The sequence below is a fragment of the Martinezella lusitana genome, from assembly GCF_016901135.1.
GTDB classification, from domain to species: domain Bacteria; phylum Pseudomonadota; class Alphaproteobacteria; order Rhizobiales; family Rhizobiaceae; genus Rhizobium; species Rhizobium lusitanum_D.
In genome coordinates this window covers 360,752-380,750 of sequence record NZ_JAFEVL010000020.1, presented here as the reverse complement: position 1 = coordinate 380,750, position 19,999 = coordinate 360,752, and the positions used below count along the sequence as shown (strand labels likewise).

General features: G+C 61.8%; 19 protein-coding genes. 5 read left to right on the top strand and 14 right to left on the bottom strand.

The genetic code is table 11. The annotated features are described in order from the left end of the window. Positions 1-33: 33 nt before the first annotated feature. Positions 34-810: a VOC family protein gene (locus JTP94_RS08995; protein ID WP_204850169.1), complete on the bottom strand. Its 777-nt coding sequence runs from the start codon at positions 808-810 to the stop codon at positions 34-36. Between the two features lie 220 nt (positions 811-1,030). Beyond that, positions 1,031-1,753: a thioredoxin family protein gene (locus JTP94_RS08990; protein ID WP_204850168.1), complete on the bottom strand. Its 723-nt coding sequence runs from the start codon at positions 1,751-1,753 to the stop codon at positions 1,031-1,033. A gap of 72 nt (positions 1,754-1,825) precedes the next feature. Between JTP94_RS08990 and JTP94_RS08985 the strand changes: the two genes are divergently transcribed. After that, positions 1,826-2,272: a MarR family winged helix-turn-helix transcriptional regulator gene (locus JTP94_RS08985; protein WP_204850167.1), complete on the top strand. Its 447-nt coding sequence runs from the start codon at positions 1,826-1,828 to the stop codon at positions 2,270-2,272. Between the two features lie 4 nt (positions 2,273-2,276). On the opposite strand, the gene JTP94_RS08980 is transcribed toward JTP94_RS08985, so the two are convergent. The 3 genes from JTP94_RS08980 to JTP94_RS08970 form a co-directional block, all read right to left on the bottom strand. Beyond that, on the bottom strand, positions 2,277-3,029 hold the full coding sequence (locus JTP94_RS08980; RefSeq protein ID WP_204850166.1) for an RES family NAD+ phosphorylase: 753 nt from the start codon (positions 3,027-3,029) through the stop codon (positions 2,277-2,279). Continuing rightward, positions 2,989-3,372 carry an MbcA/ParS/Xre antitoxin family protein gene (locus JTP94_RS08975; protein WP_204850165.1) on the bottom strand — a complete coding sequence of 128 codons (384 nt, stop codon included), beginning with the start codon at positions 3,370-3,372 and terminating at the stop codon, positions 2,989-2,991. The genes JTP94_RS08980 and JTP94_RS08975 overlap by 41 nt, the downstream gene beginning before the upstream one ends. Positions 3,373-3,501: 129 nt before the next feature. Beyond that, a complete protein-coding gene (locus JTP94_RS08970; protein ID WP_034508055.1) occupies positions 3,502-3,924 on the bottom strand; it encodes an organic hydroperoxide resistance protein in 423 nt (140 codons plus the stop codon). A 132-nt stretch (positions 3,925-4,056) separates the two neighbouring features. Here JTP94_RS08970 and JTP94_RS08965 point away from each other — a divergent pair, with 132 nt between their 5' ends. After that, positions 4,057-4,521, top strand: a complete 465-nt coding sequence (locus JTP94_RS08965; protein ID WP_204850164.1) for a MarR family winged helix-turn-helix transcriptional regulator — start codon at positions 4,057-4,059, stop codon at positions 4,519-4,521. A gap of 104 nt (positions 4,522-4,625) precedes the next feature. Here the strand turns inward: JTP94_RS08965 and JTP94_RS08960 are convergent, their stop codons facing one another. Both JTP94_RS08960 and JTP94_RS08955 read right to left on the bottom strand, forming a co-directional pair. Next, positions 4,626-5,357, bottom strand: coding sequence for a L,D-transpeptidase (locus tag JTP94_RS08960; protein WP_204850163.1), 732 nt, complete (start codon positions 5,355-5,357; stop codon positions 4,626-4,628). A gap of 159 nt (positions 5,358-5,516) precedes the next feature. Beyond that, entirely contained in the window at positions 5,517-6,320 is an 804-nt protein-coding gene (locus JTP94_RS08955; protein ID WP_409456596.1) for a L,D-transpeptidase, read from the bottom strand. Positions 6,321-6,479: 159 nt separating this feature from the next. Between JTP94_RS08955 and JTP94_RS08950 the strand changes: the two genes are divergently transcribed. Together JTP94_RS08950 and scpA are read left to right on the top strand one after the other, a co-directional pair. Continuing rightward, positions 6,480-7,832, top strand: coding sequence for a methylmalonyl-CoA mutase family protein (locus JTP94_RS08950; RefSeq protein WP_204850161.1), 1,353 nt, complete (start codon positions 6,480-6,482; stop codon positions 7,830-7,832). Positions 7,833-8,085: 253 nt separating this feature from the next. Then, positions 8,086-10,218, top strand: coding sequence for a methylmalonyl-CoA mutase (gene scpA, locus JTP94_RS08945; RefSeq protein ID WP_204850160.1), 2,133 nt, complete (start codon positions 8,086-8,088; stop codon positions 10,216-10,218). A gap of 28 nt (positions 10,219-10,246) precedes the next feature. On the opposite strand, the gene JTP94_RS08940 is transcribed toward scpA, so the two are convergent. The 4 genes from JTP94_RS08940 to JTP94_RS08925 all read right to left on the bottom strand — a co-directional run bounded on the left by JTP94_RS08940 (position 10,247) and on the right by JTP94_RS08925 (position 14,745). After that, complete coding sequence (locus JTP94_RS08940; protein ID WP_204850159.1) at positions 10,247-11,233, bottom strand: S9 family peptidase; 987 nt, start codon at positions 11,231-11,233, stop codon at positions 10,247-10,249. Positions 11,234-11,322: 89 nt separating this feature from the next. Continuing rightward, on the bottom strand, positions 11,323-12,960 hold the full coding sequence (locus tag JTP94_RS08935; protein WP_204850158.1) for a cisplatin damage response ATP-dependent DNA ligase: 1,638 nt from the start codon (positions 12,958-12,960) through the stop codon (positions 11,323-11,325). Beyond that, positions 12,960-13,970, bottom strand: a complete 1,011-nt coding sequence (locus JTP94_RS08930) for a ligase-associated DNA damage response exonuclease (RefSeq protein WP_204850157.1) — start codon at positions 13,968-13,970, stop codon at positions 12,960-12,962. The genes JTP94_RS08935 and JTP94_RS08930 overlap by 1 nt, the downstream gene beginning before the upstream one ends. A gap of 28 nt (positions 13,971-13,998) precedes the next feature. Continuing rightward, positions 13,999-14,745 carry a carbon-nitrogen hydrolase family protein gene (locus tag JTP94_RS08925; protein WP_246754731.1) on the bottom strand — a complete coding sequence of 249 codons (747 nt, stop codon included), beginning with the start codon at positions 14,743-14,745 and terminating at the stop codon, positions 13,999-14,001. A 241-nt stretch (positions 14,746-14,986) separates the two neighbouring features. On the opposite strand from JTP94_RS08925, the gene JTP94_RS08920 reads away from it, so the two are divergent. Next, positions 14,987-16,357, top strand: a complete 1,371-nt coding sequence (locus JTP94_RS08920) for a TIGR03808 family TAT-translocated repetitive protein (RefSeq protein WP_204850155.1) — start codon at positions 14,987-14,989, stop codon at positions 16,355-16,357. Here the strand turns inward: JTP94_RS08920 and JTP94_RS08915 are convergent. Genes JTP94_RS08915 through JTP94_RS08905 form a run of 3 tightly spaced genes read right to left on the bottom strand, consistent with a single transcriptional unit; the run spans position 16,354 to position 19,993 of the window. Further along, positions 16,354-17,142, bottom strand: coding sequence for a crotonase/enoyl-CoA hydratase family protein (locus JTP94_RS08915; RefSeq protein ID WP_204850154.1), 789 nt, complete (start codon positions 17,140-17,142; stop codon positions 16,354-16,356). The genes JTP94_RS08920 and JTP94_RS08915 overlap by 4 nt on opposite strands. Beyond that, the gene (locus tag JTP94_RS08910) at positions 17,139-18,008 is read right to left on the bottom strand and encodes a hydroxymethylglutaryl-CoA lyase (protein ID WP_204850153.1); all 870 of its coding nucleotides are present in this window, start codon (positions 18,006-18,008) and stop codon (positions 17,139-17,141) included. Before JTP94_RS08910 ends, JTP94_RS08915 begins: the two co-directional genes overlap by 4 nt. Further along, positions 18,005-19,993 carry an acetyl/propionyl/methylcrotonyl-CoA carboxylase subunit alpha gene (locus JTP94_RS08905; protein WP_204850152.1) on the bottom strand — a complete coding sequence of 663 codons (1,989 nt, stop codon included), beginning with the start codon at positions 19,991-19,993 and terminating at the stop codon, positions 18,005-18,007. The genes JTP94_RS08910 and JTP94_RS08905 overlap by 4 nt, the downstream gene beginning before the upstream one ends. Positions 19,994-19,999: the final 6 nt, after the last annotated feature.

Here is a 19,999-nt window from a genome sequence, read left to right as displayed (position 1 = left end):
GGCCGACCCTCCCCCTCAAGGGGAGGGTAGAGATCACCGTATCGGCGCGACCAGGGAGAAAAACGCTCCCTGCGGGTCGGTGGCCTGGACGATCCAGCTACCGCCGGGAACCTCCATCGGGCCGTTGACGATCACGCCGCCGCCCTCGCTGATACGCGTGATCGCCGCATCGATCGCCGGCACATTGATGTAGAAATTCCAGGCCGGCACCGGCATTTCCGCCGGCTTGGTCATGATGCCGCCGAAGTCCCGATCACCGATCTTGAAGATCTTGTACGTGCCCATCGGGCCCATGTCGAAGTCGGAGCTCGATTCCCAGCCGAACATCTCGCAATAGAAATCGAAGGCCTTCTGGCCGTCGCCGGCATAAAGTTCATGCCAGCCGATATAGCCGGCAGCGGCAGGCTCCGACGGACCCCAATCCTGCCCGGGCAGTGGCGTGAAGATGCAGAAAGCGGCTCCATAGGGATCGGCCACCACGGCGAACCGGCCGATGCCCGGAATATCCGTCGGCTCGCGGTAGACCTTGCCGCCCTTCGCGCTGATGGTCTTGGCGGCCTCATCGACGTTAGGCACGCCGATATAGCCGGTCCAGCAGGGGGGCGTCCCCATGGCCTTCGCCTCTTCAGGCAGCACCATCAATCCGGCGACGGGACCCGCACCGGCGCTGAACAGCGTGTAGGCCATGCCGACATCCGGCATGCCGGCGTCCTCCGCGTCCCAGCCGACAACCTTGCGGTAGAAAGCCTCTGCCGCCGCCATGTCGGTGGTCATCAGTTCGTACCAGACAAAATATCCCTTCTCAGCCATCGAATCTCTCCCAGTTCGTTTGTGGCATTCATCCGGCTCGACTTAAGCCGGTTGTCAGCGCGAGCACATCATCGCCGATGAAAGTGACGGCCGAACGATGAAAGATCAATCGACTCGTTCATTTCCCGGCAAGCAAGCGCTACGTCTTACCTAAGTACAAAACACAATATTTCGAGCCCTGTTCCCATGGAATGAACAAATATCATAGTCCTGGTGTGTTTCAGTGGCAGGAATGCGCCTTGGCGGCATCCTCATATTCGTCGTGACGACGAACGAAATTCATCGTGCTGCTTTCGTTGCGCCCCTTGGGTGCGCGATCAAGGATCATCAGCGTGCCGATCAACTCTTCCGGGCCGCGGGCATAGCTTGAATAGGTATGGAAGATATTACCAACCTCGTCCTTATAGAAAGCGCTGAGACCAGGCAGCTCGTCATTGCCTTCAGCCGAATCCATGGGCGTGAAATTGTAGAAGACCGTGTCGCCGGCGAGCTGCTCCTTCGAGAAGGAGACATGATAATCGAAGTTGAAGTCGTTGGCGAAGGACGACACCCAGGGGAAGTTCCAGCCCATCCGTTTTTTGTAGGCCTCCACCTTGTCGATCGGGGCACGGGAAACGACGACCAATGTAACGTCATGATGGTTGAGATGCGCAAGCGTTCCATCGAGATGATCCGCAAGGAAGGAGCAGCCGGGGCATCCAGCCTCCCAATCCGGGCCGAGCATGAAGTGATAGACGATCAGCTGGCTGCGGCCATCAAAGAGATCGGCAAGCGATTTCCTGCCGGTCGGCGTATCAAAAACATAGTCCTTGTCGACCTTCACCCAAGGCAAGGCCATGCGCTCAGCATTGATGCGATCGCGCAGATGCGTTGCCTCCTTCTCGCTGGCAAGCAATTGACGGCGGGCCTCCAGCCATACGTCTCGGGAAACGACCTGGTTCATTGTTCGCGCCCTCCTCCGGCGTTTTCCAGTTCCAAATCTTGACAAATATATTGATATCAATATTAATGAATCATGTCAAACGCGATCGAAATTCCCTTTGAAACTACCCTGTTGGTGCGTGACACCTGCCTTTGCCTGCATGTCCAGCGTGCGGCGCGAGCTCTGGCGCGACGTTTCGACGAGGCGCTGCGGCCGCTCGGGCTCACCAACGGGCAGTTTTCCCTGATGATGTCCTTGAACAGGCCGGAGCCCGCGCCCATGGGGCCGGTCGCGACACTGCTTGCAATAGATCAGACGACGTTGACGGCGGCCTTGAAGCCGCTGGAGCGGCGCGGATGGGTGAATATCATGCCCAATCCGAGGGATCGCCGCGCCCGCCTGCTCAGCCTCACACCATCAGGCAGGGCGATGCTCGCGGCCGCCGTGCCGATCTGGAAGGTAACGCATGCGGCCTTGGAAGAGCGCCTGCCCGATGGCAATGGCGACCGATTGCGGCGCGACCTGGCGGTGTTGCTCTGAGCCGCTATCCCGCCAGGCGGGGATCGCTGCCAAAATCCTTCCGTTCGAAGCCGATACGGCGCCTGGGAAATTCGCAAAGCGCCTGAACACCGGCTCGCGACAGCCTGATGCGCCAGGTCTGTCGTTCCACAGGTTCGCGCGCCGCGAAGGCCTTGGCGGTTAGAAGCGCTATGTTTCTGCCGCCTTGCGGATCCCGGACCGAGCGATAGAGGATCGCCTCGATGCCCCCTGCCCGCGCTGCCTCGGCAAGCGATTGGCATGCCTCGTAATTGACCGGATCGGTCCATTGCTGCCGGTCGCGATCCAACGGCGGCCTTGTCAGATCGATCGCCTCCTTCGTCGCGATGGCCGCGGCAAAGGCGGTATATTCCGCAGCATTGGTGGGCAGCGGCGTGTCCGGCGAATCGCGGAAGAAGAGCAGCCGATAGAAGCTCATTTCCGCCAAGGCCGTCTCCACCTGTTCGGAGGCGTAGAAAACACCGAGCGTGCGGCCGGCACGGCGGAAGCGGGAACCGTGCGGATAGATCGCGCCATAGCGAAAGGGCGTGGCGAGCAGATAGTCGAGCCCGGCACATTCCGGCGGCAGGACTGGCTTGCTTTCTTCCAGAAGATTTTCGAGAAGCGCCTGCTCTTCCAGCGTATCGACCAGTTTCAGCGTCGAGACCTGATGCTGCGATTCCACCAGCCGCCAATAACGGCCGGAAATTGCCCCCGCCTCAGATGAGAGCGCGGCGGGCGTCCAGATAGGCAAGGACATCGGTCAAACCAGAAATGGAGGTGATCTTATCTTGCGGCGCGGCGCCAAGGGCGAGATTGCCGTTGCGCAGCCATTGGCGCGCCACCACCTCATCGCCACCCACAATGGCATCGAGCGAGCGAAAGAGGCGAACGAAAAGCACGGCAAGCTCGAATGGCTTGCTGTCACGCTCGAGAAGATGATCCTGCCGCTTCATGCGCGAGACGGTCGCCTCGGAAACGCCGATCACAGCAGCCAGTATGCGCGCATTCAAACCCAGCCGCTCGGCGGCATTGACAACCGCCTTGGTGATAACAACAGCCTCACCAGGCGCTGCATGACCTATTATTTGAGCTTTCGTCATCGCCTTATCCTTTCCTGAGAAAAGATATAGCATATTTCTTGCAAAAGAAAAGGAGCGGCAGGCAAAAAGCTCGCCGCTCCCAATTTTGCTTTGTCCGCCTTTCACGCGACCGCGTGAGAGGATTTCGTTTTAGGCGACCGTGACCGGCACTTCGGTCGACGTGCGCATGGCATGGCTATAGGGGCAGACGATGTGGGCGGCGGCGGCGAGCTTCTCAGCCTCGGCCTTGTCCATGCCGGGAATGTGAACCGACAGAGCTACCTCGATGCCGAAGCCGCCGCCGTCTGCGCGCGGGCCGATGCCGACAGTTGCGGTCACCTTTGCGTCTTCCGGAATCTTGACCTTCTGCTGGCCTGCTACAAATTTCAAAGCGCCGAGGAAGCAGGCGGAATAGCCGGCCGCAAAGAGCTGCTCGGGATTGGTGCCGGTAGCGCCATCGCCGCCGAGTTCCTTCGGCACAGTCAGCGTGACGTCGAGGACGCCGTTTTCGGAAACAGCGTGGCCAGCGCGGCCACCGGTGGCGGAAGCTTTGGTGGTGTAGAGAATAGGCATGTCATGTCTCCTTCGGGTTGGATGTCGATTGTATATATCACGATTTAATCGTGCGCAACATATATTTTTGCAATTTGATTTTGCAAAGTGAATTTGTGACAATGCACCCAACAAGAAAATGGCGGAGCAGCAATGACGGACAAGGCAAATGGGCACAGCATGATCCCCGATGAGGAAAAGCGGCTTGAAAGGCAGCTTTGCTTTGCCGTCTACAGCGCCGCACATGCCTTCAACCGTGCTTACAAACCGATCCTCGATCGCGTCGGCCTCACCTATCCGCAATATCTCGTCATGCTCGTGCTGTGGGAAAAGGGCTGCCTGTCGGTCAAGACCATCGGCGAGAAGCTGGATCTTGATTCCGGCACGCTGTCGCCCCTGTTGAAGCGACTGGAACAGGCTGGCCTGATCAGCCGCACGCGCGACCCGAAGGACGAGCGGCAAGTGATCATTGCGCTGACGGAGAAGGGAACCGGCATGAAATGCCAGGTCGGCGCGATCATGGACGCCATCGGCCAAGCCACCGGCTGCGACATGACCGAAATCGCCAATCTGCGCGACCGGCTACAGCAATTGAAGACCAATCTGACCGCCGAGTGAGCGGCCACTGCCTTAGGTCATCTCGCCCGCCCATTCGGTAGGACAGAGAGGGCAACGAAGGACGCCCGCATTCGTGGCGTCCTTATTACCACAAAGACCCGATGTTAAGACGTCACCAGGATCGGCGCGCGTTCCGGCACGCGATCATAGAGATCGATGACGTCCTGGTTCAGCAGACGGACACAGCCGGAGGAAACGGCCTTGCCGATGGAGCGCCAGTCCGGGTTGCCGTGCAGGCGATAAAGCGAATCCTGCTTGTCTTCGAAGATATAGAGGGCGCGCGCGCCGAGCGGGTTCTTCAGGCCCGGATCCATGCCGCCATTGGCGATGGAGAACTTGACGAGCTCCGGCTGGCGGGCGACCATTTCGTCCGGCGGGTTCCAGCGCGGCCATTTCTTGCGCCACTGGATGATACCGCGGCCTTGCCAGGCAAAACCCTCGCGACCGACGCCGATCCCGTAGCGCATCGCCGTGCCGCCCTGCTCAGTGACATAGAGCATGCGCTGGGTGGTGTTGACGATCACGCTACCCGGGGCCTCGCCTGTGGGATCGACGACGCGCTGGCGATAAAAGCGCGGATCGATCTGCTGGTAGGGAATCGCCGGGAGATGGAAGCCGCCATCGTCCATGGCCGCATAGATCACGGCCGGATCCGGTTGCTCACCGTCATAGCTGGAGAACCAGGTACGGAACGGCCTGGGCGAGCCGGTATATTGCACCGGGCTGACGACAGGGCCGTTGTCGATGGTGGAGGCGCAGCCGGCAAGCGTCGAAACAGCGCCGATGCCAGCAAGGGCGAGGAAATTACGTCGGGAAAAGGATGAAGGCAGGCTCATGTCGACAGCATCGTTCCTATTGAAGGGAAGCAAGAACCCGCAACAAAAAGCTGATTCGGCTACCCTGAGGTTCGCAGAGACAGGAGCAAAACTAAAGAGCGCAGCCGAGCACGGCTATCGCACTTATGCAACATCACGAAAATTTGTGGTAAATTACCACTACAAAACGACGATTTCCGCTTTGTCGGGCACGCGGTTGTACAAATCCATCACGTCCTGGTTGAGCATGCGCACGCAGCCGGAGGATGCTGCCTTGCCGATCGACTGCCAATCAGGCGTGCCGTGGACCCGATAAAGCGTGTCTCTGCCGTTCTGATAGATGTAGAGCGCACGTGCGCCGAGCGGATTGGTCGGGCCTGGATTCATGCCGCCGCGCTCGGCCGAAAGTGGCCTCATCTGCGGTTCGCGGGCGACCATCTCGGCGGGCGGCGTCCAGCGCGGCCATTTCTGCTTCCACTGGATCACGCCCTTGCCATGCCAGGCGTATCCCGCAGCACCTAGACCGACGCCATAGCGCATGGCCTTGCCGCCCGGCTCGATGAAATAGAGAAAATGGTTTCTTGTATCGACGACGATCGTGCCCGGCCGCTCGTTGGTCTGGTAATCCACTTCCTGTCGCAGGAAGCGCGGATCGATGCGCTTGTAGGGGATGGCCGGCAGCGTGAAATCGTCCTCGTCTCGCTGCGCATACATGGCCTGATGCACCGGATTGAAGGTCGGCAGGCCATAGGTCTGATGGAATTGCGTGCGGAAAAGATCGCGCGATTGCGGCACGGGCTGTATCGGCAGGCGCTTCACCCTCTGCGGATCGATGCCTTCGGGCCGATAGAAGACGGGTGACGTTTCCTGCACGAACCGATCAGGATCGGTCGCACCCGTATCGGGAATGATGCTGCAGGCGGACAATGTCGCCAAAGCGGTAGCGGCAAGCAGGTGGCGGGAAACGGGCAGCAGATCGGCCATCATCGAAAACCAGTTGGAACACACGTCGGGTCGGCGGCATGATGACCGGCGCGGCTGGAGCGAGGCTGGCGTCGAGGGCGAAGATATTGCGCGGATTGACCAAACTCCTGTTTTCCCTCGCGACATCATGGGCTAGACCATTGCGAGACGGAGGACGGCATGAATATCGACAGTCTCGACCCGAACATCTTCGCCGGAGCCGATCGCAAGGCGTGGCTCAAGCTGGTGGAACGGGCGCTGAAGGGCAAGGATTTCCAGGAAACGCTGGTCTCGCAAACCGATGACGGCATCGCGATCGAACCACTCTACGAGCGCCGCCGTGATTGCGCGCCGCTATTGCGCGGACGAGCCGATCTCCCCTGGACGGTCACCCAGCGACTGGACGATCCCGACATGGATCGTGCCCTGCAACAGCTCGATGACGATCTTGCCAACGGTGCAAGCGGGATTTGCCTCGTCTCCAAAACCTCCGCCTCAGGCGTCGGCACCGGAATCGACACGGAGACGCCGGCGCTCGCCAACCGGCTTGCCTCGGTGATGCCGGGCAAAAATATCTCGCTGCGCCTCGATGGCTTCACTCCCGACACCGCGGAGACGCTGATCGCTGCCTTGAGAGACAACCCGCCCGCGGCGCTGCATCTTGGCCTTGACGCTTTCTCGATGGGCGACAAACGTGCCGACATAGGAAGAGACATTTGCCGTTTGTCCGAACAGACGCTGCCCGGCACCATCGTCAATGCAGATGGCCGCGCCGTCCACAATGCCGGCGGAACCGAGGCGCAGGAGCTCGCGGTCATGGCGGCAAGCGTCGCAGGCCATCTGCGATTGCTGGATGAGGTGAGACTTTCGCCGGAGGCCGTTCTGGCCGCAACAAGTCTCTGCCTTTCAGCCGACCAGAACCAATTCACGACCATGGCCAAGGTCCGTGCCGCGCGATTGATCTTTAACCGCATCGCCGAGGCCTGCGGCGTTTCCGATCCGAAGCCCGCGCATCTGTTCGTCGAGACGAGCTATCGCATGCTCACAACGCTCGATCCGGAGATCAACACGCTCCGCAACACAATAGCGGTCTTTGCAGCGGGCACCGGCGGCGCCGACGAAATCGCCGTGCTGCCGCACAGCCTGACGCATGGCATCCCCGATCCGCTGGCGCGGCGCCTGGCGCGCAACACGCAGACGATCCTGATCGCCGAAAGCCACCTCGACCACGTCACCGATCCCGCCGCCGGCGCCGGCGGCATCGAGGCGCTGACGGACGCCCTCGCCGAAAAAGCATGGGAGATCTTTGCCGGCATCGAGCGCGACGGCGGATTGGCGAACGTCATCGCCAGCGGCCGACTGGCGGCGATGGTTGCCGAGGCGCGCGCAAGCCGCATCGCTAAGCCCATCGTCGGAACCACATTGTTTGCGATGAGGACGGAACGGCCGATTGCGATCTTGGGGCCGTTAGGCGCGCTCGTGGGTGGTATGGGCTTGATGCCGATACGGCTGGATGAGGGAGTGGGGGCATGAGAACGACCACCGAATTCGTTGCAGCTGCACACCCCCCTCTGTCACTTCGTGACATCTTCCCCACAAGGGGGGAGATCATCTGGAGTTTGCCTCTTCCCCCGACAGGATCAGCCGCTTTGGTCTCAACAGATTCGATATTTGTTCGGGGCAGAAATGCGCCGCGAATTAACGATCTCCCCCCTTGTGGGGAAGATGCCGCGAAAGCGACAGAGGGGGGTCACGCAGGCTTGGCATCCCCGGAGGTACCGGCTCAATGACCCGGATTCCCAACTTCGCCAATATTCCCTGGACAAAGCCGCAAACCAAGACACGCACGACAAGCGCGCCGGCTTGGAACACTCCCGAAGGTATTGCCGTCAAGCGCAGCTACGGCGAGAGCGACCTCGCCGGCTTGCATTTCCTCAATACCCATCCCGGCGCGGCGCCTTTCCTGCGCGGGCCCTATCCGACCATGTATGTCCAGCAGCCCTGGACCATCCGGCAGTATGCGGGCTTTTCCACGGCCGAGGAATCCAATGCCTTCTATCGTCGCAACCTGGCGGCGGGACAGAAGGGCCTCTCCATCGCCTTTGATCTTGCCACCCATCGCGGCTATGACAGTGATCATCCGCGTGTGGCAGGCGATGTCGGCATGGCAGGCGTCGCGATCGATTCCATCCTCGACATGCGCCAGCTCTTCGACGGCATACCGCTCGACGAGATGAGCGTCTCCATGACCATGAACGGCGCTGTGCTACCGGTCATGGCGCTCTATATCGTCGCGGCGGAGGAGCAGGGCGTTTCCGAGGACAAGCTGTCCGGCACGATCCAGAACGATATCCTCAAGGAGTTCATGGTCCGCAACACCTATATCTATCCGCCGCAGCCTTCGATGCGGATCGTTTCGGATATTTTCAGCTATACCAGCCAGCGCATGCCGAAGTTCAACTCGATCTCGATTTCCGGCTATCACATGCAGGAAGCCGGTGCGAGCGCGGATCTGGAGCTCGCCTATACGATCGCCGACGGCATAGAATATGCGCGAGCCGGGGTCGCTGCCGGGATGGATATCGACAGCTTCGCACCCCGCCTCTCCTTCTTCTGGGCTGTTGGCATGAACTTCTTCATGGAAGTGGCCAAGATGCGCGCGGGACGGTTGATCTGGGCCGCGCTGATGCAGAAGAATTTCGCACCGAAGGACCAGAAATCCCTGGCGCTCAGGACGCACAGCCAGACCTCCGGCTGGTCGCTGACGGCGCAGGACCCGATGAACAACATCATCCGCACCATGGTCGAGGCCATGGCGGCGACGCAGGGGCATACGCAGTCGCTCCACACCAACTCCTTCGACGAGGCGCTGGCGCTGCCGACCGATCATTCGGCCCGCATTGCCCGCAACACGCAGATCCTGCTGCAGAAGGAATCCGGCACATCAGGCATCATCGACCCGTGGGGCGGTTCGGCCTATGTTGAGCGGCTGACCCATGACCTTGCAGCCCGGGCCCTTGCCCATATCGAGGAGGTAGAGGCGCTCGGCGGCATGGCGAAGGCGATCGAGAAGGGAATTCCGAAGCTCAGGATCGAAGAGGCCGCCGCCCGCACGCAGGCGCGCATCGACAGCGGCCATCAAATCCTCGTCGGCATCAATTTTTCGAAGCCGGAAAAGGACATCGAAGTCGATGTGCTGAAGGTGGACAATTCCGAGGTCCGCGCCCGGCAGCTCTCGAAACTGCAGCAATTGAAGGGCACGCGCGAGACGACCGCCGTGGAAACGGCCTTGGATGCTCTGGCAGACGCCGCGCGCAACGGCACCGGCAATCTGCTCGACTTCGCCGTCAAGGCGGCGCGGGCGAGAGCGACAGTCGGCGAAATCTCGCTGGCACTGGAAAAGGCCTATGGCCGGCACGTCGCCGAGATCAGGACCATCTCGGGCGTCTATCGCCAGGAAGTCGGCGATGCCGACCCCTCCTTCAACAAGGCCGTCGCCAAGGTCGAAGCCTTCCGCAAGGCGCGCGGCGAAAAACCCCGCATCCTCATCGCCAAGATGGGCCAGGACGGTCACGATCGCGGCCAGAAGGTCATCGCGACAGCTTTTGCCGATCTCGGCTTCGATGTCATCGTCGGCGCGATGTTCCAGACGCCGGAGGAAGTGGCCGATGTCGCCGTCCGCGAGGGCGTGGACATCCTCGGCGCATCATCACTTGCCGCAGGCCATTTGACGTTGGTGCCGGAGCTGAAGGAAGCGCTCGCCCGCCGTCATGCCGGCAACGTCCTGATCGCCGTCGGCGGCGTCATCCCGCCCCAGGATTTCGCAGCGCTGGAGGCCGCCGGCGCTTCCGCGATCTTCCCGCCCGGAACCGTGATCGCGGAAGCGGCGACGGCACTGATCGAAAGACTGATGGCGTAAGCGCTGCGCACTTTTCCTGGAATTGCTCTTAGGCGGCCACGTTCTTGAAGAACTGAATGCTTTGCTCGATCTCGCCCGGCAGCGCGGAGTTGTGGCTGCCCGGCATCGTCGCCATGTCCATCTTCACGCCGCTGGCTGTCGCTCGCTTCGCGAGCAGAGCCAGCCGCGAATCGAAGTGGGCCTCTTCGGTACCGTGGAACAGCTTCATCGGGCACTTGAAGCTGTGCGCGTAGCAGAGTGGCGAGCGCATCTCGTATTCGCGCGGGTTCTTGGTATTGAAGCGGATATCCTGCGGATAGCGGCTGAAGAAGGCGTAGGCATCCGGATTGCCTGATATCGGCGCGGCCGCGCGGAAGCGCCTGGTCGACATGGCAGCGAGCATCGTCAGCGTACCCCCGACGCTATGTCCAGCCAGGAACATGCGATGCGGGTCGACGCCGGGCAGATGCCTGAGCCGGTTGGACGCGGCCAGCACATCCGAGACCTCGTCATAAAAGCCGGAGAAATTGCCCTTCTGGCCGTTCTCACCGCGCATCGAGGGGATCATGACGACGTAGCCGGCCTCGATATAAGGCTTCATCAGCTGCCAATGACCCTGGCCGATGGCGTTGCCGCCATGCAGGAAAAGCACCGCCGGTTTCGGCTTGGGCGTGCGCGTGTAGCGGGAAACCCAGGCCACGAGCTCCAACTCGCTGCCGACGCCGCTGCGATAGAAAAGCTGGTCGGCGGTCGATGGCGTCACCAGCGGTTCATATATGTCGGGAGCGGGTCCTTTGCTCATCAGGTCCGTGCGGAACAGATGGCGTTCCTTGGCGTAGTCGCCCGATAGCAGCGGCGGTGCATCCGCCGCCTTTTCATCGGCCTTGCCGACGGCGCTCTTGCCATCGGCAGGCTTGGCCCCGGTCGTGCTGTCATCGGCGGCTCGAACGATGTTGGGTGCGAAAAGCACAGCGGCGAGGCCGGCAAGAACGCCGCGGCGATTGGGACGGAATGTGTTGTCGTCAGACATGGTCATAGGCTCTGTCCAATTATCCCGGCGCAGTTCGAAATTGCACGGGTTGAAAGGCAAGGCCAACTCACATTGTGGTGAGGAATCGCCCTCACCTATTCATCAACAGCGGGAGCCTTCGCGTCAATCAGCGCGACCAAACTTTCCAGCCGATCCGCCTCGTAGGGCGGTTTGTCGGGCCGAAGCCGGGCGATGCGGGGAAAACGCATCGCAACACCTGACTTATGACGGGTGGAGCGGTTTATCCCCTCGAAGGCGACTTCGAGAACGAAACCGAAATCACGGTCGGCGCGCACCGCCCGCACCGGACCGAAGCGGTCGACCGTGTTGTCGCGCACGAATTTGTCGAGCACTTCCAGCTCGGCATCGGTGAAACCGAAATAGGCTTTGCCGACAGGCACCAGTTGCTCGCCCTCCGGCGTCATCGACCAGACGCCAAAGGTGAAATCGGAATAATAGCTGGAACGCTTGCCATGGCCGCGCTGCGCGTACATCAGCACGGTATCGACATTGTAGGGATCGCGCTTCCACTTGAACCAGGGTCCCTTGGCCCGTCCGGCAAGATAGGCGCTGTCGCGACGCTTGATCATCACGCCTTCGATCACCGGATCGGGCGGCGAGGAGCGCAGCCGCTCCAGTTCCTCCCAGGAGGTGAAATCGACGAGGGGCGAAAGATCGAAGCGGTCATGGGGTGCCGCCTCGACGATTTCGGTCAGCCGCTCGCGCCGATCGAGAAAGCCGCGACCGCGCACATCCTCCGCGCCGTCGAACAGCAGATCATAGGCGCGGATGAAGGCGGGATATTCCTCCAGCATCTTCGCCGTCACCGTCTTGCGGTTGAGGCGTTGCTGCAGGTCTGAAAAGCTGCGCGTCGGGTTGTTGGAGCGCACCGTGCCGCCGATCAGCAGCTCGCCATCCATGACGCCTTCGAAGCTCATCGCATCGACGATATCGGGAAAGGCGCCGGAGATATCGTCGCCGGAGCGGGAATAAAGCTTGCTCGTGGGCCCGGCGCGCGAAAGCTGGACGCGGATGCCATCCCATTTCCATTCGGCCGCGAAGTCTTTCGGGTCGAGCCCATCAAGATCGCCTGCCTCGACCGGATTGGCGAGCATGACGGAATGGAAGATCGCCGGCGTCGCCAGCACCGGCCGCTCCCCCCGCCCCTCAAGCCATCGGAACAGGCTCTCATAGGGTGGCTGCAGACCATGCCACAGCGTTTCGATTTCGGTCACGTCCTTGCCGCTCAGTTCGGCCAGCGCCTGCTTGGCGAGCCGGGCCGATACGCCGATGCGCAAGGCGCCAGTGGCGAGCTTCAGGAAGGCGAAACGGCCCGACGTATCAAGCCGATCAAGCAGGTCGCGGACAAAGCTGCGCACCTCGGTACGCCCCAGCGCATTCATGCTGCGGACGACCTCGCCGAGCCTGGGCTGCTCGCCAGCCGGGCGGACGATGTCGCTTTCCCTATCCCAGACCAGCGAGATGGTCTCGGCGAGATCGCCGACATAGTCGTAGGAATAGCGGAACAGCACGTCGTCCATGCGCTCCAAAACGAGTTCGCGCAGCATCGCGGGCTTGACATTGCGCACATCGAGCGTGCCGGCGATGGCGGCAAGACCATAACCGCGATCGGGGTCCGGCGTATCGCGGAAATAATCGGTCAGCAGCTTCAGCTTGCCATTGCGGCTCGGCGTCAGCACCAGGCGGTCGAGAAGATCGGCAAAGGCTTTCATCAATCGCCCTCGTCTTCATAGCCGATGAGGTGCAGGGGCTTCGCGGCGACCCCCTGCAGCTCGCACCAGCGCACCAGCGCCTCCTCGCGGCCGTGGGTGACCCAGACCTCGCCCGGCTTCAATTCGGAAATCGTCTCGGTCAGCTCCGGCCAGTCGCAATGGTCCGATATGACCAGCGGCAGCTCGACGCCAAGCTGTTTGGCGCGCTGGCGCACCAGCATCCAGCCGGAGGCAAAGGCCGGCAGCGGATCATGAAACCGCCTTGCCCAGCGATCGGAAAAAGCCGAAGGCGGGCCGACGACGACGGCGCCCTGGAAGATCGACTGATCGCGGCTTTCCACCGTTGCCGGCCGCAATTCGCCAAGCGCGATGCCCTGGCTGATGTAGTAATCGCACAGGGTCTCGAGCGCGCCGTGAATATAGATCGGCTTGTCGTAGCCGGCATCGCGCAACAGCCGGATGACGCGCTGTGCCTTTCCGAGCGCATAGGCGCCGATCAGATGGGTGCGCTCCGGGAATTGGCGAAGGGAAGCCAGAAATTTCTGTGTCTCCGCCATCGGATCGGGATGGTGGAACACCGGCAGCCCGAAGGTAGCCTCGGTGATGAAGACATCGCAGGGAACAGGCACATAGGCGGCGCAGGTCGGATCCGGCCGGCGCTTGTAATCCCCAGAGACGACGATCCGCAGCCCGTCCTTTTCCACGGCGATCTGCGCCGAGCCGAGAACATGACCGGCCGGATGGAAGTGCACCTTAACCTCGTTGATCACCACTTCCTCGCCGAAGCCAACCGCCTGTTCCGATCCGGCAAAGCCGGTGCCGTAACGAATACGCATGATATCCAGGGTCTGGCGCGTGGCGAGCACATGGGTATGGCCGGAGCGGGCATGGTCGGAATGGCCATGCGTGACCAGCGCCCGTTCGACCGGCTGCACGGGGTCGATATAGAAGCCGCCGATCGGACAGAACAATCCCTCGGGCGCTGGATAAAGCAGTTGTTCTGGTCTCATGGATGAAAGGATAGCGTGATTTGCGCGATTATGTAGCGATGACATCAGCTTTTTGATCGAATTTGCCATCATGCTGTCGATCGGGCAGATCGAAGACCAGCACATCCTCGCTGTAAGGTTTCGCCTTCGCAACGACGACGCCGTTCGGATCGACGATCGCTGAGCTGCCATAGCTCAGCCAACCATCGTCATTGCTGCCGACGACGTCGGCCGACATGACCCAACATCCCGAATGCTTGGCGCATATTTGCAGGCTCGATATGGCCGGTTTATGCCACATCTCCGCCTTGTGCGGGCGAAGCATCAGGTTGACGGGATTGCAGATGAGGCCGGCACCCTTTCTGGCAAGCCGGGATGCCGTGTAGGGATATCTGAGATCCGCGCAGATATTGATGCCGAAGCGCCAATCGTCCAGCGTCCAGATAGGAAAATCCGTTCCTGGCGTGCAGCCGCTTTCGAGGGGATGCGCCTTGGCATAGACCCCGATTATCTGGCCTGCTCTTACGACGATTGCGCTGTTGTAGATCGCCTCCCCTCGCCGCTCGAAAAGCCCGATGATCGCGGTCGTCCTTGCCGACCCGCAGCGGCCGACCAAGGCATTCAGGGTGGGATCATCGAGAGAGAGGGCGCGCCGCCTGGCAATTGCCTTGTTGTAGCTGTGTCCCTGAAGGTAGCATTCGGGGAAAAGGGCAAGGTCGATGCCTTGTGCTTCCGCCCATGCCAGATCGCGCGCCAAAACTTCCGCCGCCTGCCCGACGGCGTCGAAGAGTGCCATACGTTGAAAGGCTGCGATCCGCATGCCGGAGAGTTAGCATGTGCCGCGAGTCGCCCATAGCGCGAACCGATCGAATTCCAGCCATCGTCCGAGCCGGATCGGTAAACGAAACAATAAGCGCAGGCCCGACGCGCAAGATGAAAGCTTCCAAGTCGCCGATTCTGCGCTGCTTACGTGCCAAAACGAGACAGATGCGCGTGGCATGATTTCTGCTTACAGAGTGTTGTTTCGGGAGTTCGCAATGATCCAGCGCCGCGCCTTCATCGCCTCTGTGGCCGCTTCTGCCGCCGCCGGCCTGTTTGCGCCCCGTATCTTCGCTGCCCCACTTGCGAAGATGAACGGCGCCGAGCTGCGCGGCCCGATCGACGCTATTGCCTACAAGGCGACACCGGGCACCAGCGATATCAAGAGCGGCAAGCTGCAGGCGATGATCGACAATGCCGCGCGCAACAACATGCCTCTCCTCCTGCCGCCGGGCAACTACACCGTCTCGAACCTGACGCTGCCTGATAATACCCGCATCACCGGCGTGCCCGGCGCCACACGCCTCGTCTATGGTGGTGACGGCCACCTGATGAACGTCGACAAGGCCAGGCACATCGAGCTGTCCGGCATCGTGTTCGATGGCGGCAATCGCTGGCTTGCCGATTATGCCGGCGGTCTCCTGCAATTCACCGGCGTCGACGAGGTGCTGATCGACAATTGCTTGATTGCCGGCAGCCGCAAGCATGCGCTGCAACTGGAGCGCTGCGGCGGCCGGATCGAGCGCAGCCGCATATCAGGGGCCGCCGAGGCCGGCATCTATTCCGTCCAATCGGCCGGATTGACGGTAACTGGCAATAGCGTCGAGGATTGCGGCAATGGCGGTATCCTCATCCATCGCTGGGAGAAGGCCGAGGATGGCAGCAGCGTCACCGACAACCGCATAGCCCGCATCGGCGCCAATAGCGGCGGCACCGGCCAGAACGGCAATGGCATCAACGTTTTCCGCGCAGACGGCGTGCTGGTTTCCGGCAACCGTATTGCCGATAGCGCCTTCACCGCGATCCGTGCCAATTCAGCATCGAACGTCCAGATATCGGGCAATCAATGCCTGCGCTCCGGCGAGACGGCGATCTTCTGCGAATTCGAATTCGAAGGCGCCGTCATCAACAACAACCTGATCGACGGCGCGGCAAACGGCATTGCTGTTGCCAATTTCGACAAGGGCGGCCGGCTCGCCACCGTGACGGGCAATATCGTCCGCAACCTGTCGCTAACGGCCCCTTACGCTCAGGAAAGCGGCTTCGGCATCGGGATATCAGCCGAGGCCGACACGCTGGTTGCCGATAACATCATCGAGAACGCACCGCTCTGGGGCCTGAAGCTCGGCTGGGGGCCCTATCTTCGCAACGTGGTCGCCACGGGCAACATCATCCGCCATGCCGGCATCGGCTGCGTCGTATCGGTGGCGGATGGCGCCGGCTCGGCGCTCATCTCAGACAATCTCTTCCAGGAGATGGAGAAAGGCGCGATCATGGGCTTTCGCTGGGACAAGCCAGCTTCCGGCGACCTGGCGGCGGGAAACAGCGAGTTCCCGCAACTGACCATCGAGCGTAACAGGGTCGTCTAGGCCTCTCGCCAGTTCGGCGGTCGCTTTTCGAAGAAGGCAGTCACACCCTCTTTCGCCTCCTCGCTTTCCCACGCATCCGCCAGCTGCTCGACAACGTGATCGATCATGCCATCGGTGATCGGCCTGCCGACCGAGCGAGCCAGCGCCTTGGCACGGGCTGCAGCTTGCGGGGAAGCGGCGAGGAAATGGCGGACTTCCGCCCCGACGGCTTCGTCCAGCGACTCCTCGGGGACGACACGGGAAAGCAGGCCGGCGGCATGCGCCTGCCAGGCATCGATGATCTTGCCCGAGAGGAAGAGCGGACGGGCATTTGCCTCGCCGATGCGGGCAACAACATAGGGGCTGATGGTGGCGGGGATGATGCCGAGGCGCACCTCCGTCAGACCGAAGCGTGCCGTGGACGCGGCAATCACCATGTCACAAACGCTGAGGATGCCGATGCCGCCACCGAAGGCATTGCCGTGAACGCGGGCGACCAGCGGCTTGGGCAATTCGTTCAATGCTTTGAAAAGCATAGCCAGCCGGCGGGCTTCAACCATGCGCCCGGCGCGCGTTGCGTCGAATTGGGCGCGCATCCAGCCGAGATCGCCGCCGGCGCAAAAGCTTGCCCCCTCGCCTGCAAGCACGACGACCCGGACAGTTTTGTCATGGCCGAGATCATGGATTGCAGCGGTCAAGTCATCGATCATCTCTGCCGACAGGGCGTTGTGCTTTTCCGGGCGCGCCAGCGTCAGCTGGGCGACACCACGCTCATCGACGAGGACATGGATCGTTTTCGATATCATGCGGCACTCCTCAGGCTTCGTGCGAAAGCGGCGGCACGGGCGAGCTTCTCTTCGTCAAGGCCAGTCCGGAAGCCGCGCGAAACCAGATAGTCATGCACGGCCACCGTATCGACATTGCCTTTTGCGCCGGGTGCGAAGGGGCAGCCGCCGAGGCCGCCGGCGGCCGCATCGAACACCCGCAGGCCACGCTCCAAGGCGACGGCGATATTGTCGAGCGCTCGCCCGGACGTGTCATGAAAATGGCCAGCCAGCGCGGTGACAGGAAGCTCGCCCAGAACCGCCGCAAGCATCCTGTCGACAGCCTCCGGCGTGCCCCTGCCGATCGTATCGCCGAGGCTGATTTCATAGCAGCCCAGCGCCCGCAATTGCCAGGCAACATCGGCAACCTTCTCCGGCGGCACCCGCCCTTCATAGGGGCATTCGACGACACAGCTGACATAGCCGCGCAGCGGAACGCCGTGATCGCGGCTCGCTGCCGCCACCAGCCGGAAACGCTCGATGCTCTCGGCTATGGAGCAATTGATATTGCGCATGGAGAATGTTTCGGACGCGGACGCGAAGATCGCCACTTCGCCGGCACCGGCCGCAAGGGCCGCCTCGAAACCCTGCATGTTCGGTGTCAGCGCCGCATAGCGCACACCTGGTCTGCGCTCTATCCCGGCCATGACGGTGGCGGCATCGGCAAGCTGCGGCACCCATTTCGGGCTGACGAAGCTGGTGACCTCGATGCGCTCGAAACCGCAATCGGAGAGCAGGTTCACCAACTCGATCTTGCTTGCCGTATCGATCGGCTGCTTTTCGTTCTGCAGGCCGTCACGCGGTGCCATCTCGACTATCGTGACATGGTTGGAGAGTTCCTCAATCATGCCGTATCCTCCGGGCGGAGCAGCAGAAGCACGGCGCTCTCGCTTGTCTGATCGCCCTCGCCGATATGCAGGCTCTCCACGACGCCGTCGCGCATCGCCGTCAGCGTCAGCTCCATCTTCATGGCTTCCATCACGATCAGCGCCTGCCCCTTCGCTACCGCATCGCCTTCCCGCACGCGGACGATCTTGACGAGGCCCGGCATCGGGGCAATCAGCCGATCGCCGCCGGCGGCCGCCTCTTCCGCACCGTCCAACGGATCGGGACGATGGAAATGATGCGTGCGTCCATCGAGGAACAGCGTCATGCCATTCAACGCTTCGAAGATATCAACACTCGATTGCCGGCTGTCGATCTCGACACGGCAGGCGCCACCACCATTTGCCAGGAGACGGACCGGAATGGTGCGATCATCGAAAGCGACGTTGAAAAATTGCCCACCTTTTGCGATCACGCGGCAATTCGTCTGCCCGCTGCCGAAATGCAGCGTGACGGGCCGGCTCATTTCGCCCCAGAGCTGCCAGGCGCCGAGCGCGCGCCAGGGATCACTTCCATCGGGCCGGGCAAAGCCGCCTGCCTCGACAATGGCTGCGATAGCGAGCGCCGCATCGTCAGGCTGTTGCGCCGATGTCAGGGCCTCTGCTTCCCGATCAATCAGCCCCGTATCCGGATGACCGGCGAAGAAATCCGGCTGGCGGCTGAGGCGGATGAGGAAATCGAGATTGGTGGTGGTTCCCGCCACCTGCGTCTGCTCCAAAGCCCTCGTCAGCCTGGCAAGCGCAGCCGGACGATCCGGCGCGTGGACCGTCAGCTTGGCGATCAGCGGATCGTAGTGCGGCGTGATGCTATCCCCCTCGCGCACGCCCGCATCGAGGCGGACATCGCCTTCGGGAAAGCGGAGATGCGACAGCGTGCCGGTTGCCGGCAGGAAGCCACGCGACGGGTCTTCGATGTAGATGCGCGCTTCGAAGGCCCAACCGTTTATGCTGAGTTCGTCCTGCGTCTTCGGCAACGGCTCGCCGCTCGCAACACGCAACTGCCATTCCACCAGATCGACGCCGGCGATCGCCTCAGTGACGGGATGCTCGACTTGCAGGCGGGTATTCATTTCCATGAAGAAGAAGCGATCCGGAGACAGTCCGTCGGAGACATCTGCGATGAACTCCACCGTGCCGGCGCCACGATAGTCGATAGCCCTTGCCGCCCGCACCGCCGCCTCGCCCATGGCGCTACGCATCTCCTGCGTCATGCCGGGCGCCGGCGCCTCCTCGATCACCTTCTGGTGCCGGCGCTGCAGCGAGCAATCGCGTTCGAAGAGATGCACGACGTTGCCCTGGCTATCCCCGAAAACCTGGATTTCGATGTGGCGGGGCTGTAGCAGATATTTCTCGATCAGCACGGCCTCATCGCCGAAGGCCGATTTCGCCTCGCGCCGCGCCGCTTCCAATGCATCCGGAAAATCCCCCGGCCGGTCGACGCGGCGCATGCCCTTGCCGCCGCCGCCCGCCCGCGCCTTGATCAGCACCGGAAAACCGATCCCATCAGCCTGCTCGGCCAGAAAGCCCGGCTCCTGCATCTCGCCATGATAGCCGGGAACGACCGGCACGCCGGCCCGCTCCATCAGTGCCTTGGCCGCATCCTTGAGACCCATGGCCCGGATCGAGGCCGGCGACGGGCCGATGAAGACCAGACCAGCCTTCTCCACCGCATCGGCAAAATCGGCATTCTCCGAGAGGAAGCCGTAGCCGGGGTGAATGGCTTCCGCGCCGGCCCGCTCGGCGGCGGCAATGATCTTCTCCTTCGAAAGATAGCTTTCGCCGGCGGCGGCCGCGCCGATATGGATGGCCTCATCGGCCAGCCCCACATGCATCGCGCCGATATCCGCATCCGAATAGACGGCGACCGTGCGAACGCCCAGGCGCCTTGCCGTGCGGATGATCCGGCAGGCGATTTCCCCGCGATTGGCGATCAGTATCTTCGAAAACATCGACAG

Bases quoted from the DNA above. Each gene is read 5' to 3' on its own strand.
- JTP94_RS08995 (WP_204850169.1), bottom strand. From the start codon at position 810: ATGGCTGAGAAGGGATATTTTGTCTGGTACGAACTGATGACCACCGAC.
- JTP94_RS08990 (WP_204850168.1), bottom strand. From the start codon at position 1,753: ATGAACCAGGTCGTTTCCCGAGACGTATGGCTGGAGGCCCGCCGTCAA.
- JTP94_RS08985 (WP_204850167.1), top strand. From the start codon at position 1,826: ATGTCAAACGCGATCGAAATTCCCTTTGAAACTACCCTGTTGGTGCGT.
- JTP94_RS08980 (WP_204850166.1), bottom strand. From the start codon at position 3,029: ATGTCCTTGCCTATCTGGACGCCCGCCGCGCTCTCATCTGAGGCGGGG.
- JTP94_RS08975 (WP_204850165.1), bottom strand. From the start codon at position 3,372: ATGACGAAAGCTCAAATAATAGGTCATGCAGCGCCTGGTGAGGCTGTT.
- JTP94_RS08970 (WP_034508055.1), bottom strand. From the start codon at position 3,924: ATGCCTATTCTCTACACCACCAAAGCTTCCGCCACCGGTGGCCGCGCT.
- JTP94_RS08965 (WP_204850164.1), top strand. From the start codon at position 4,057: ATGACGGACAAGGCAAATGGGCACAGCATGATCCCCGATGAGGAAAAG.
- JTP94_RS08960 (WP_204850163.1), bottom strand. From the start codon at position 5,357: ATGAGCCTGCCTTCATCCTTTTCCCGACGTAATTTCCTCGCCCTTGCT.
- JTP94_RS08955 (WP_409456596.1), bottom strand. From the start codon at position 6,320: ATGGCCGATCTGCTGCCCGTTTCCCGCCACCTGCTTGCCGCTACCGCT.
- JTP94_RS08950 (WP_204850161.1), top strand. From the start codon at position 6,480: ATGAATATCGACAGTCTCGACCCGAACATCTTCGCCGGAGCCGATCGC.
- scpA (WP_204850160.1), top strand. From the start codon at position 8,086: ATGACCCGGATTCCCAACTTCGCCAATATTCCCTGGACAAAGCCGCAA.
- JTP94_RS08940 (WP_204850159.1), bottom strand. From the start codon at position 11,233: ATGACCATGTCTGACGACAACACATTCCGTCCCAATCGCCGCGGCGTT.
- JTP94_RS08935 (WP_204850158.1), bottom strand. From the start codon at position 12,960: ATGAAAGCCTTTGCCGATCTTCTCGACCGCCTGGTGCTGACGCCGAGC.
- JTP94_RS08930 (WP_204850157.1), bottom strand. From the start codon at position 13,970: ATGAGACCAGAACAACTGCTTTATCCAGCGCCCGAGGGATTGTTCTGT.
- JTP94_RS08925 (WP_246754731.1), bottom strand. From the start codon at position 14,745: ATGGCACTCTTCGACGCCGTCGGGCAGGCGGCGGAAGTTTTGGCGCGC.
- JTP94_RS08920 (WP_204850155.1), top strand. From the start codon at position 14,987: ATGATCCAGCGCCGCGCCTTCATCGCCTCTGTGGCCGCTTCTGCCGCC.
- JTP94_RS08915 (WP_204850154.1), bottom strand. From the start codon at position 17,142: ATGATATCGAAAACGATCCATGTCCTCGTCGATGAGCGTGGTGTCGCC.
- JTP94_RS08910 (WP_204850153.1), bottom strand. From the start codon at position 18,008: ATGATTGAGGAACTCTCCAACCATGTCACGATAGTCGAGATGGCACCG.
- JTP94_RS08905 (WP_204850152.1), bottom strand. From the start codon at position 19,993: ATGTTTTCGAAGATACTGATCGCCAATCGCGGGGAAATCGCCTGCCGG.